Origin of the sequence: Vibrio sp. MarTm2 (assembly GCF_027587055.1) — a bacterium.
GTDB lineage: Bacteria > Pseudomonadota > Gammaproteobacteria > Enterobacterales > Vibrionaceae > Vibrio > Vibrio sinaloensis_D.
The window spans coordinates 1-13071 of record NZ_JAPPTK010000022.1; the positions used below are offsets into that span (position 1 = coordinate 1).

Annotated in this window: 14 protein-coding genes; 1 reads left to right on the forward strand and 13 read right to left on the reverse strand. The window is 44.5% G+C overall.

Translation table 11 applies throughout. From position 1 onward, the window contains the following. Positions 1 to 497: 497 nt before the first annotated feature. From OH458_RS21395 to dusA, 7 genes are all read right to left on the reverse strand, one after another. The gene (locus tag OH458_RS21395) at positions 498 to 1277 is read right to left on the reverse strand and encodes a phosphoadenylyl-sulfate reductase (protein ID WP_269979772.1); all 780 of its coding nucleotides are present in this window, start codon (positions 1275 to 1277) and stop codon (positions 498 to 500) included. Further along, positions 1270 to 3006 (reverse strand): assimilatory sulfite reductase (NADPH) hemoprotein subunit, encoded by a 1737-nt coding sequence (gene cysI / locus OH458_RS21400; protein ID WP_269979773.1) that lies wholly within the window; start codon positions 3004 to 3006, stop codon positions 1270 to 1272. The genes OH458_RS21395 and cysI overlap by 8 nt, the downstream gene beginning before the upstream one ends. Beyond that, on the reverse strand, positions 3006 to 4871 hold the full coding sequence (locus OH458_RS21405; protein WP_269979774.1) for an assimilatory sulfite reductase (NADPH) flavoprotein subunit: 1866 nt from the start codon (positions 4869 to 4871) through the stop codon (positions 3006 to 3008). Before OH458_RS21405 ends, cysI begins: the two co-directional genes overlap by 1 nt. Before the next feature lie 127 nt (positions 4872 to 4998). After that, on the reverse strand, positions 4999 to 5229 hold the full coding sequence (locus OH458_RS21410; RefSeq protein ID WP_005475948.1) for a hypothetical protein: 231 nt from the start codon (positions 5227 to 5229) through the stop codon (positions 4999 to 5001). 146 nt (positions 5230 to 5375) lie between these two features. Further along, the gene (locus OH458_RS21415; protein WP_269979775.1) at positions 5376 to 6044 is read right to left on the reverse strand and encodes a TIGR04219 family outer membrane beta-barrel protein; all 669 of its coding nucleotides are present in this window, start codon (positions 6042 to 6044) and stop codon (positions 5376 to 5378) included. A gap of 131 nt (positions 6045 to 6175) precedes the next feature. Then, entirely contained in the window at positions 6176 to 6385 is a 210-nt protein-coding gene (pspG, locus tag OH458_RS21420) for an envelope stress response protein PspG (RefSeq protein ID WP_269979776.1), read from the reverse strand. 159 nt (positions 6386 to 6544) lie between these two features. After that, positions 6545 to 7546: a tRNA dihydrouridine(20/20a) synthase DusA gene (gene dusA / locus OH458_RS21425; protein ID WP_269979777.1), complete on the reverse strand. Its 1002-nt coding sequence runs from the start codon at positions 7544 to 7546 to the stop codon at positions 6545 to 6547. 110 nt (positions 7547 to 7656) lie between these two features. Here dusA and OH458_RS21430 point away from each other — a divergent pair, with 110 nt between their 5' ends. Then, complete coding sequence (locus OH458_RS21430) at positions 7657 to 8727, forward strand: site-specific integrase (protein ID WP_269979778.1); 1071 nt, start codon at positions 7657 to 7659, stop codon at positions 8725 to 8727. A gap of 97 nt (positions 8728 to 8824) precedes the next feature. On the opposite strand, the gene OH458_RS21435 is transcribed toward OH458_RS21430, so the two are convergent. From OH458_RS21435 to OH458_RS21460, 6 genes are all read right to left on the reverse strand, one after another. Then, positions 8825 to 9769: a DUF2971 domain-containing protein gene (locus tag OH458_RS21435; RefSeq protein ID WP_269979779.1), complete on the reverse strand. Its 945-nt coding sequence runs from the start codon at positions 9767 to 9769 to the stop codon at positions 8825 to 8827. 116 nt (positions 9770 to 9885) lie between these two features. Next, positions 9886 to 10563: a hypothetical protein gene (locus OH458_RS21440; protein WP_269979780.1), complete on the reverse strand. Its 678-nt coding sequence runs from the start codon at positions 10561 to 10563 to the stop codon at positions 9886 to 9888. A gap of 384 nt (positions 10564 to 10947) precedes the next feature. After that, the gene (locus tag OH458_RS21445) at positions 10948 to 11169 is read right to left on the reverse strand and encodes a hypothetical protein (protein WP_269979781.1); all 222 of its coding nucleotides are present in this window, start codon (positions 11167 to 11169) and stop codon (positions 10948 to 10950) included. Between the two features lie 91 nt (positions 11170 to 11260). After that, positions 11261 to 11794, reverse strand: a complete 534-nt coding sequence (locus OH458_RS21450; protein ID WP_269979782.1) for a structural protein — start codon at positions 11792 to 11794, stop codon at positions 11261 to 11263. Beyond that, positions 11794 to 12606, reverse strand: a complete 813-nt coding sequence (locus OH458_RS21455; protein WP_269979783.1) for a hypothetical protein — start codon at positions 12604 to 12606, stop codon at positions 11794 to 11796. Before OH458_RS21455 ends, OH458_RS21450 begins: the two co-directional genes overlap by 1 nt. Further along, a partial coding sequence (locus tag OH458_RS21460) for a hypothetical protein (protein ID WP_269979784.1) occupies positions 12603 to 13071 on the reverse strand: 469 nt, incomplete at its 5' end. The genes OH458_RS21460 and OH458_RS21455, both read right to left, overlap by 4 nt.

A 13071-nucleotide genomic window follows, 5' to 3' on the forward strand; every position in this document is an offset into this window, starting at 1 on the left:
GTCTTGCGACTCGTTGGTCACTTCGTTTCATTGAAACCTAATTTGAAACCGAAGTTTCTAATTGGATTATCATCAACGAGTGCCCACACAGATTGATAGGTTTATATTGTTAAAGAGCTTTCTTCTTTGTGATTTGCATCACTCCGGAAGAGGCGGCCATTCTAGCGTTTTAAGTTTTAGTGTCAACCACTTTTTCAAAACTTTTTATTAAGCGTTTCCGCTCAGCTAGTTAACCTGTCAACTTTGCCTGAACCCTTGTGAGCTCTTGCCCTGTCGACGAGGAGGCATTATAGAGATCGCGCTCACATTGGCAAGCGTTATTTTGAAAAAATTGCAGAAATAACGCTTAACCGCCGACTTTTCATTCAAAGCCTTATTTATCCAACTTTACCCCTAGAAAACAAACACAATACCCACAGAGTTACCCACATATCGCTATTTTTAGCAAAAAGAAAAGGCCGCATTGCGGCCTTTCTTCATATATAGAAGAGAATAAACTAGATACCCGAACCATCTTGCTCGTTGCCATCATCCTCATGAAGTCCACACTCACGCTTTAAACCAAAGAAGCGAGTTTCCTCTTCACTCATTCCTGGCTCCCACTTCTTAGTTGTATGCGTATCACCTACCGACAGGTAACCTTCATCACGCAGTGGGTGGTAAGGCAATCCATACTCCTCTAAGTAATAGTGAACATCTTTATTCGTCCAGTCGATTACAGGTAGGAATTTAAATACACCATTTTGAATCGATAGGATTGGCAAGCTGGCTCTCGATTTAGATTGCTCCCTACGTAGACCCGAAAACCACGTCCCGACTTCTAGCTCATCTAAAGCCCGTCTCATTGGCTCGACTTTATTCAGCTTGTTGTATTTTTCAATTCCCTCTATACCTTGTTCCCACAACTGGCCATATCTCGCTTCTTGCCAATTCGCACCTTCTTTTGCTCGATAAACTTTTAGGTTGAGCGTGAGTTGCTCACTCAGTAGATCGATAAAGCGATACGTTTCAGGGAACAGATAGCCTGTATCAGTGAGAATCACGGGGATATCAGGTTTTTGCTGAGTGACCAGATGCAGCATAACCGCTGCTTGAAGACCAAAACTCGACGATACAGCAAACCGACCTTCAAGATTTTCTAACGCCCAAGCTACTCGTTGCTGCGCGGTTAGCTGCTCTAACTCTGCATTAATTTGACCAAGCTGCAGTATTTGCTCTGTCTTAGTTAATGCGAGAAGCTCTGCTAACTTTGGTTTTGAAGCGATTGAATCAAGCATGCAAGTCCCTCTTAGATACTTTGACTTCTCGAATGATGCCAGCACGGATAGCAAAATCACCAAATCCTTCGCCAACTTCACGCTCTTTGGCCCAACGACCTACAAGTTGATCAATCTCTTCTAGTATCTGTTTATCTGTGATGTTCTCTCTATACATCTTCGGAATACGTGTACCGGCACGGTTACCTCCTAAATGAAGGTTGTAACGACCAGGCGCTTTACCTACTAAACCGATCTCAGCTAACATCGCACGGCCACAGCCATTTGGACAGCCAGTAACACGCAAGATAATGTTGTCTTCTTTAGGTAACCCGTGCTTCTCAAGTATGCCTTCCACATCAGTCACAAACTGAGGAAGGAAACGCTCAGCTTCTGCCATCGCGAGTGGACAAGTAGGGAAAGCAACACACGCCATCGAGTTTTTGCGCTGCTCACTTACAGTGTCATCGATTAAGCCATGCTCGCGAGCAATTTTCTCAATCTTGGCTTTTTGACTCTTAGCCACACCAGCAACAATTAAGTTCTGGTTTGCCGTCATACGGAAATCGCCTTTATGAATTTTGGCAATTTCAGCAACACCGGTTTTGAGTGGTTTGCCTGGGAAATCTAGCAGTCGACCATTTTCGATAAACAACGCTAGGTGGTGTTTACCGTCGATGCCTTCTACCCAACCAATTCGATCACCGCGATCGGTAAACTCATATGGACGACTCTCGCCAAACGTCACGCCTGCACGCTTCTCTACTTCCGCCTTAAATACATCAATACCAACACGGTCTAGAGTGTACTTAGTTTTGGCATTCTTACGATTTGATCGGTTGCCCCAATCACGTTGAGTCGTCACAACCGCCGCAGCCACATCGAGTGTTTTATCTAGTGGGACAAAACCAAAGTCGTCAGCACGACGAGCGTAAGTTGATGTGTCACCATGGGTCATCGCCAATCCGCCACCCACTAAGACATTGAAGCCCACCAGCTTACCGTTCTCACCGATCGCGACAAAGTTAAGGTCGTTCGCATGTACATCCACATCATTTTGCGGAGGAATCACCACCGTTGTTTTGAACTTCCGAGGAAGATAAGTTTTACCTAGAATCGGCTCATCATCGTCGGTGGTTTCTACTTTCTCGCCGTCTAGCCAGATTTCCGCATACGCTTTGGTTTTAGGTAATAGGTGCTCACTGATTTTCTTCGCCCATTCGTAAGCTTCTTGGTGCAACTCTGACTCAATCGGGTTAGTCGTACACAGCACGTTACGGTTTACGTCGCCAGCTGTAGCAATTGAGTCAATGCCAATACTGTTTAGTGTTTGGTGCATTAACTTGATATTTGGCTTAAGTACACCATGGAATTGAAACGTTTGACGTGTTGTTAGGCGGATACTGCCGTAAAGCGAATGTTCGGTTGCAAACTTATCAATCGCCAACCACTGTTCAGGTTTAATAATACCGCCCGGCATACGTGCACGAAGCATCACGTTATGCAGTGGCTCTAGCTTTTGCTTAGCGCGCTCGTTACGAATATCGCGATCGTCTTGCTGATACATGCCATGAAAACGAATTAACTGGAAGTTATCCGCAGTAAAACCACCAGTGATCTTGTCTTGCAGATCTTGCTCTATGGTTCCGCGCAAAAAGTTGCTTTGAGTTTTCAGACGCTCGTTATCCGATAGCTTTCCTAACTCTTCACCTAGTACGACTTGCTTATTATTCTCAGTAGAAAAAGTCATTAGTACACATCCCTTTGATAACGTTTCGCTTTACGTAATTCATTGATAAATTCTTCTGCATCATCACGTGATAACTTGCCGTGCTGCTCGACAACATGAATCAAAGCTTCATGAACGTCTTTCGCCATACGTGTAGCATCGCCACAGACATAGATATAGGCACCATCTTGAAGCCACTGCCACACTTGCTCAGCGTTTTCTAAGATACGATGTTGAACATAGACTTTCTCTGCTTGGTCGCGGCTAAAGGCCACATCTAGACGATTTAACAAGCCTGATTTCAGATACTTTTGCCACTCAACTTGATACAAGAAATCTTGCGTAAAGGTACGGTCGCCAAAGAACAACCAGTTCTTGCCTTCCGCTTCACGATTGTCGCGCTCTTGAATAAAGCTGCGGAAAGGAGCAATGCCGGTGCCTGGACCAATCATGATGACTGGGGTGTTATCATCTTGCGGAAGCTTAAAGTTATTGTTGTTTTCAACAAACACTTTCACTTCGCCACCTTCTTCCAAGCGCTGAGCTAAAAAGCTTGAAGCGCCACCATAGCGTTTTTCATCACCCTTATCGTATTCAACCAAGCCAACGGTCAGATGGACTTCTTCATCAACTTCTGTTTGGCTCGATGCAATGGAGTACAGGCGAGGAGTTAAACGGCGCAACAAACCAAGGAGTTCATCCGCGGAAAGTTTGGTTTTCTTTTCAGAAAGGACATCCACTACCTGAGTATTACTTGCGTACTCACGCAGTTTGTCTTTGTCTTCCACCAGCTTTTCTAGTTTCTTGCTACCCGATAGCTCAGCAAACTTAGTCACCAATTGTGGGTTCGCCGCGGTGATTTCAAACTTACTCACCAACGCGCTGTGAATAGAGAGGCTTTCACCGTCAACTTCGACACTTTCAACGCCAGATAAACCAACCTTACCGAGAATGGCATTGGCAAGCTCAGAGCTGTTGTCAAACCAAACCCCTAATGCATCACCCGGCTGGTACGTCAGACCTGAGTCCGTCAGGTCGATTTCTACGTGACGAACATCCTTACCTGAATCACGGCCCGTAATTTTTTGGCTAGTTAACAAGGTCGCGGTATATGGATTTTGCTTATTGTACTGAGAGTGCCCCGCAGCCGCTTGACCAACGGGTAGTTGAACCACATCCGCTTCTTGACCAGAGGCGAGATCGTCTTTGACGGTTTCAAGAGCTTTCGCACGCCACTCTGCTGCTGGCGCGTCGTAGTCCACATCACAATCAATACGATCAATAAACGCACTAGCGCCCTGCTTCGCCAGATAGGCGTCAAAGTCTTTGCCCGTTTGACAGAAAAATTCGTAGCTTGAATCACCTAAACCGATAACACCATACTTCAGATTTGGCAGCTTAGGTGCTTTCTTGGATTGCAAAAACTCATGTAGCTCTATGGCATTATCAGGCGCTTCGCCTTCACCATTGGTTGATGCCACGATAATAACGTGTGTTTCTTTCGCTAAGTTCTTACCTTTGTAATCACTGGCGTCAAACAGCGCGACGTCAATACCTTGGGCTTTCGCTTCTTGCTCTAACTGCTCGGCGACACCCTTCGCATTCCCCGTTTGAGAAGCAAAAATGATGGTCAGTTTGCCAGCACGCTTCGCTGCTACCGCAGCCGCGGCTTGATTAATTGGAGCAGTTGCACCCGTTGTTTGGGGCTGAGCCTGCGATAATCCCCAAAAGTACCCGCTTACCCATGCAAGCTGCTGTGAGGAAAGACCGGATACGGTTTGTTGAAGAGAGCCAAGCTGCTGGTCATTGAGAGGAGCAGCGATGGCAGGTAATTCTTGCTGAGAAGGCCCGTTGTTAGTAGAGGACTCTTTCTTATTTAAAGACATGGTCACGACATCCCTATTCATTGCGTGATGATAGATTAACCACTCTCTTTAATAACAAGAAAGAATAGAAGTGAATGTTTTATAACTTTTGGAATTAAAGGATTAAAGCAGAGAGGCGTTTATATCTTTATTTGGCTTCGATTCTTACTTGTTGAAAACCCACCGCCATGGCAGATTTAGACGCTAAATCGAGATCGATGTACTGACACTCCTCTCCGTGAGAGTCGGTCAACAGCACAAAGCCGCCCCGGGCGTGACGAAACTCAACAATCCAAGCGCCCTCTTGAGCGGAAGGTTCAATGATGGCCTCCACCAATTTGTTTTCCCTGTATAGATTCCTTAGCTCAGTAATCGTCATGAGGTTCCTTTCTCTATCGGACACAAAACTCCTAGAGTAAGGATGGTAGAAAGCGTCGAAAGTGCGAACAAATAACGTTCAATATAATCAATAGATATAAAAAAACGCCGCTATATAAATAGCGGCGTTTCTCAATCATTTCTTTTTTAGAAGCTAAACTCAGCCCCAACAAACCAACCATTGGCAAAAATAAACGGCTTACCTAAATCTGAGCCACCAGCAACACGGAAATCTTCAGACTCTAAATCGATCACTCGATAACCGCCTTTTAATGCGAGTTGGTTGCCATTCAAATCCATTCGGTACTGAGCACCAGCCATTAAGTCAGTACTCTTGATGCTATTGCTATCACCGAAGTTCATTTCACCAATAATATCAATGGACGTATCTGGAACAGTCAGCTCTGCATAGCCGTACCATGCCCAAATCATTCCATCGAATTCTGTATTTCGTGTCGCGTCTTCTGCATTGATGTATTTGGTATTAGACAAGTCACTTAAAGTTACACCTGCGTCAAAGTGCATTAATTCATGCTCAAAAATACGGTAGTAAAGTGTTAAGTCTAATTTATCGAATGCCATGTAATCAGCATCGACACTAGAGTAACGAAATCGAGCATCAGGTACGTACTTAACATTATGCTCTATGGCTGCGTAAAAGCTTGGGGAAGTGTCACTATCACGGTTTACTTCATTAACCTTTGTCTCCGACAACCACATTTCAGCACCAATCTTCGTCGTCAATGATGACTCTTCAGCGACAGCTGGCACTGACATGACAGCAGCAGCGAGTAAGGCTGCAGTTTTAAAACCCATGAACTTGTTTCTCCCAGTAATGGTGCTTGCTCCTCCCAAGACGAGTAATCGTCAATGGAGGTGTATACGATATGTGCGAATTCTACCATACACACCCGCTATCCCAGCAACTATTTATCTCTGGATGAGAATTAACGAGCCTGCGCTACATGAGATTTAAAGAACCATATACCGATCGCAATCACGATGAGCCAAGGTAATATTTTAAGTACTGCACCTAACATTCCAAGCAGAACCATGATAACAATAGAAAACGCTACCGCAGCAAATACCGTCAGCATAGTGACTCCCGTAACGAGTAGTGTCGCGGTAAATACCAAAATAAAAATCAGTTCAAACATACGCTTCTCCTTTGTTTGAACTGACTCTTTCAGATTATGTGCCAACTTCAAAAAAACAAATAAGACACTGATTTTAAGAAATAAAATAAAAAGGCGCTCACAATGAGCGCCTTTTTAATAAATTGGACTTGGTATTTTTCACCACACTATTGGTATTTTTTACACATCCAACTCTTGCGGAATTTTCGCTAAAGCTGCTTCAACCACCTCGATACCCGCACCTGGTTTGTGCGCATTCTCGCTAATGTATCGACGCCACTGACGGGCACCTGGCATCGCTTGGAACAAACCAATCATATGACGAGTAATGTGGCCAAGATAAGCGCCTTTCGAAAGCTGAGCTTCAATGTACGGATACATTTCCTCTACGACTTGAGAACGTTTTTTGATCGGCTTGTCTAAACCAAAGATCTGCTGATCCACTTCCGCTAGTAGATACGGGTTCTGGTAAGCTTCGCGACCTACCATCACACCATCTACATGCTCTAAGTGAGCCAGAGAATCGCCTAGTGTCTTTACCCCACCGTTTACCGCAATGTTTAGATGAGCAAAGTCTTTCTTTAGCTGATACGCACGAGGGTAATCCAACGGTGGAATCTCTCGGTTTTCTTTCGGGCTTAACCCAGACAACCAAGCCTTACGCGCATGAATAGTAAACTGGTCACAACCGCCTTTCTCCGAAACAATCGAAACAAAATCTGTCAGAAACTCATAAGAATCTTGGTCATCAATACCGATACGTGTTTTCACCGTGACTGGAATATCCACCACATCACGCATTGCAGCTACACAATCCGCGACCAACTGAGGCTCCGCCATCAAACAAGCACCGAAACGGCCATTTTGCACACGGTCTGATGGGCACCCTACATTAAGGTTGATCTCATCGTAGCCGCGTTCTGCTGCAAGTTTAGCGCAAGTCGCGAGATCTTGAGGGTTCGAGCCACCTAACTGCAGTGCCACCGGATGTTCTTCTTCGTTGTACGCTAAAAAATCACCTTTACCATGAATGATCGCGCCAGTCGTAACCATCTCTGTATAGAGCAGAGTCTCGTTTGTTAGCAAGCGATGGAAGTAGCGGCAATGACGATCTGTCCAATCGAGCATGGGTGCAATGGAAAAGCGGTTAGCCGCGTATTTACTAGTATTGTCAGGTTTCATAAGGTGTTACTCGAAATCTTACCACTGTATATACATACAGCAACTTGCTAGAATTGCCCCAAATTTACCCACTCAGTACGTATATAGTACGCATCGATGGAGTAGGACAAATGGCATCATTCAGCATTAAAAAACGAACACTAAAAAGCGGTGAATTACGCTTTACAGTAGACATCGTCGTGAAAAAGAATTCGGCGATTATACACAGAGAATCGAAAACATTCAGGAAAAAAGAACTTGCTCGAACCTATGCAAATAAGCGGGTTCTAGAGTTAGAAAATCCGGACGCATGCGGACAAAAATCCGTACCGCTATACGTACTATTCGACAAGTTTATGGAAGAGCCTGATTTGTGGGACAAAACCGGACGAACAAAGCAGTATGTCATCAAACTACTTCGTGATTGCGACATTGCTTATGTCGAAAGTGACAAGCTAAGAACCAGTGATCTCATCCAACACTGTAAAAACCGTAAGGGTGCGGGAGCTGGCGGTGCAACTATCTACCATGATATTGCTTATCTGCGCTCTGTTATGAAGAAAGCAAAACCCGTTTTCAATATAGCTGCAAATTTTCAGATATTCGACGAGGCCGTCCCCGTTCTCACCGATATGGGTTTAATTGGAAAAAGCCAAAAACGAACCCGCCGCCCTACTTCCGAAGAATTGAAATTATTGAAAGAAGGTTTGGAGAAAAGGGAATCCTTTAGGCCGAACGGGAAAACACGAATCCCATTTACCGACATTCTTGAGTTCAGCATCCTTACCTGTATGCGCATTGGTGAAGTATGCTCGATTCGTTGGGAAGACCTCGATCAAGAAAACAAAACAGTGGTGGTAAGAGACAGAAAAGACCCGCGCAAAAAGACCGGCAACCACATGCTTGTTCCTTTGCTTGGGGAGTCGTTCGATATTGCCCTCAAACAACCGAAGAAAAGCGATCGCATCTTTCCCTACAACCCGCGAAGCGTAACCGCAGGTTTTCAGAGAGTACGTAATGAGCTAGGTATTGAAGATTTAAGGTACCATGACTTGCGAAGAGAGGGAGCGAGCCGCTTATTCGAAAAGGGCTACTCGATTGAGGAAGTCGCCCAAGTCACAGGGCATAGAAGTTTGAATGTACTTTGGCAGGTTTATACTCAGTTGTTTCCACAAACGTTGCACAAAAAGGCTCAGAAATGAGCCTTTTACCTAACTAAACCGCCGACAAATAGAAAAAAGACCATAAATTAAGATACTTAAAGGTATCAAGTGTTGCGAATCACTCTCAAACGGTTTGTTAGATTTGCTGAATCTCGGTAAAGCTTAATGTATAGAAATCTTCATTCAATGTAGCTTGCCATTGCTCAAAAACACCATACTTAACCAAGTGTTCCTGATAGTGTTCAATGTTATCGACGTTGAAGTTCAAACCGTAAATAATCGACTTCATTGCACCTGGACATAATTTAAACAAATACAAGCTACTTGGGTCTTGGCTCAACTCTACCAAGTTTCGGGCAAAAGCTTCCCTTTCAATTTTGTCAGAAATTTTGTCTAAATAGATACTAAACTCACCATCATTATTTTCATCACTGAATTCAGACCTTAGAAGATTACCCAGCACGTGTTTATTTTTCAAACGATGTACATCTTTAACTACGATTTTATCGGCCTGATCTAAACGAAGTGTAGTACGGTGTTCTTTTTCATATATCCATTCGTCGCTTTTTTGCTGGAAAATCTCATAGAGGATTCTGTCTTCGCCCTCTGCTGAAATATTAGAGTAGTCGAAATCAAATTGATCCACGCGGTATCGTGGTTGTTTACGATATAGAACCGGTGAACATTCACCTTTGAACATCGAATAACTTGAGTCAAGGAAACATGTTGTGTCTAGTTGAGGTTCATGCAAATGAGCAAACATGTTGCCGTCAAGTGCAGAGGACGCCCAAATACCAATCACAGCGCCTTTATGATTGTTTGCATAATGCGACCACATGAGCAAGTTATCTTTTGCTTCTGTTAGGCTAATAACACCAATTTCATTCATTTTAGTGTCAACATATGAAATCAACTCTTCCGGCGATTCAAACACTTCAAAATAATGGCACAAATCTTTAAGACTATTTCTACAATACGTCCCTTCAAATGGATCATTCAAGGCAGCTAATTGAGTAGCCCTTATGTAACCCTCTTTAATAAGATACTCTGGGTTTGACATGTATTTGTATAATAACTTCATAGTCTCAACTTACTGACTTCCATAGAAACTAGCACCGCATTTAGGTGTAACGTACACTTACCATACTGTGAACGAAGAGAAACAGGCAAGCGTAGGAATTACTCTTGAATGGTTTGTTATATTTTTTTATCCGAAGACTTAAAAAACAGTGTTTCATACAACCCGCTAGGCCTTGAGATGACCACTGAACCAGCGAGGCTTTCCATCTTGATGACCGATGTTTGGTTATCATCATAGCTATATACCGCACACAAAGATGTAATACTCGAACATGTCAGTATGCTCAGTTCAGCATCACCCAGTTGATATACAATTTCTTTTCTATTTTTTATATCTTCCAGTTTATCAATTGCAAGCCATGACCCTAAGCAACCATAAACTACAACCAACAAGAACAAAAACACTAGATTGTTCATGACAAATTCCAGTGTTTCAGAAAAATCACTAACGCTTTGAGGCAACACAGACACAGAAATAGTGACTTCCCTATTCCAAGTTTTCGTAGAATCAGGCCTTAGCTTCTGGCCTATTACAACAATGAGTCTGAATAAGTGCTTAGCAAGAACTCTCAACAGCCCTAAAATCGGAATAGAAAAAACAATAGCCCACAAGCCAAATGTATAAAATGGTGTGAATCCGATCTGTAAGAGTTGAGGTGTATCTTTTGGTAAAAAAGATGGACTAAGACCAAGAGTCCTCAGCCAAGATATATAGTACGTATTTCCGAGAATATAGAGAACACCCGTTCCTGCTGCCAACCAAACGGCTACATCTCTAAGTATATTTTTGTCCATGGCTTTACCTCAAAACAACGCTGATTAGTCGTTTTTCACCCGACTAATAGGACTCACTTACGAGTAGTTAAATTTAATCTCGCAACAATACCACCCAATTATCAATCAGTTGAATATCGAAAACATCGCTTATTACTCAATCTGTGTTCCATGTCATTAATCAGTACGCATCCCTGACCTCAGACATAAAAAGCCCACTGCAATGAGTGGGCTAACATATCCAAACGTCATATGACGAAGACAATGACGTTTACGATGACGTTTTAAAACACTTTGGTTTCGAGTCGGATGAGTCGGTTGTTATGCCGCCAGAAGATAGCGACAATCACAAGCATTGAGGGTGGTAAGCCCATTGAGGTGAGATATTGCAGCAGTTCAACCATACTACTTAAACTCGTCTCGAATCATTTCCCACAGCCCCATAAGAACTGGCACCGTAGTACCTATAATACCCCCATATTGAATACCTGTTTCTGTCACACTGGCCGTTAACAATTCTGGGTGTCCAGTAGCAAGCGCAATACCCGCACCTACAAGCGCAATGCCTTTCTGCGTTGATTTCTGCTCTAAGTCGATAGATAGCTTATCTTTCAAAAACTTCTTCATAGCAATTTGTTCTCCTTGAGAAACTTAATGGCGTAGGCGCTAATAATTGCCCCTAGTACCACAACAATGATTTTCTTTACGTCTTGCTTGTTCATGCCATTTGCACCCCTTGCTGTGCTTGCTCTAGGGTGTAATGGCGACCGACTTCCATAATCGACATCGAATGAATCAGACGCGCCAGCGTGTTGTCGCTGCGTAGGTCAATCGGCGCATCAGGGCTCACGCCGACTCGCTTCGCCACAAACTCGGCGTAATGGTCTGAGTTATTTTCATGGCTTGGCGCAAACTTATGGATAAGCTCACGGATACTCTCTAGGCCGTAGCGCCCTTGGTAGGTATCACGCAGCAGTTTGGCCCCTGCTCGGAAGCCATATTCCGGTGCTTGGAAGGTTTCAAAACGGCTATCTACCGATGGCGTCACCTTGCCGAGCCAGTTGTTATTTACATTGCTCTCGATGTTGAGCGGATTATTCGCTCGAACGCCGCGAGGCTTACGAATGGTATTCACCACGTTAGTCACCTCTTGAGTGATGGTTTCAATAACATCGCTCCCACGTTGTGAGCGGATGACGTAAACCACACCACCCACAAGCAGAAGCATGAGAACGAAGAGTGGCGCACGCATCACATTGGCACCGCGTCATTCACGACTTTATCGACGATGTGCATATCAAGAATGCTGACACCAAACGGCTCAGCGTAGATTTCTTGCAGAGGTGGCTCCGTCAGGTGAATGGCCTCCTCTTTCCACATGATTTTTTGCGAGTACTCTTCAAATGGAAAACCCGCGCGGTCCCAATTCAACTGACACGCCAAACGCAAGTTATTAAAGGTAAAGTTGAGCTTTTCGACCGTTAGTGTGTTGTCTCCCATATTGGCCTGATTGCCAGATAGCGGCAGGCGCACCACCTTGGTGTAACCACCTGTCATCAACACCACATTGCCTCGGTCTCGCGTGGTTGTGATAGGAACACTGGCGACAATGGCGGATAGCTCTGGTTGCGAATCCACATCAAAGCCCACATCCCAAATCAAACCGCCCCACAAATCCAAGTTCTCAAACCCTTCTTCGGTTAAAGCAATTTGCTGACGGATGTTGACGTTAATCACCATTTCGAGCTCTTTGTCCTTATGCCCTTCTGGGTCAGCGAAAATAGGGTCTCGAATGTAGTCCGGTACCAAGTCACGGTAATGCACCACTTCTAGGCCGTTTCGCTTTCGCAGCGAGTAGCAGTCTTTGCGGTACGAGCCTTCATACATTTCTGGTGGGTATCGAACAGGCACCAAATCAAAGGTTCGAGGTTGATAGATGTTCACCTTATCTCCGGTAGAGCCTTGGCCTAACGACAACACGTACTCAGTCAAACGCTCGACCTTGTTCACCGAGCTGCCCTCACCGATGATTTGGCGAATGCGATCTAATAGTTGTTCGTTCATGAATGGCACTCCAAGATAAACACGCGATCGGTTTCTGCTCCTGTCAGTTCGATGGCGGCGGTCGATTCAATCTCAATGAGCTCACCCGCCAGTAGCGGATAGCTCCCGTTAATCAAAATCTGCTCGGCGTTATCGCTTGGGGTGCGAATGGTGATTTTTTGTCGAGTCAGATTCTCTTCAAGGCTTGCGGGAATCGTCAGCTCTTGCGCATCAATGGCGCTGCTTTTTGGCAAGATAGACGCACTCAATGTTTGGTTGGGCGCAATCTCCATTGGTGGCATTAACTCAATGACCACACGCTGACCGTCAGACGGCGGTTGGAAGTCGCCTTTACCAAATTCCACATCAATGGTTTGAGATTCGCTCGAATGCAGCAGCACTCGACCAAGCAGCTCGTTGTTTTTAATCACCGAGCCTTGCGGAATCGTCACGCGCTCACCCGTCACGGTTTCCATCACAATCGGA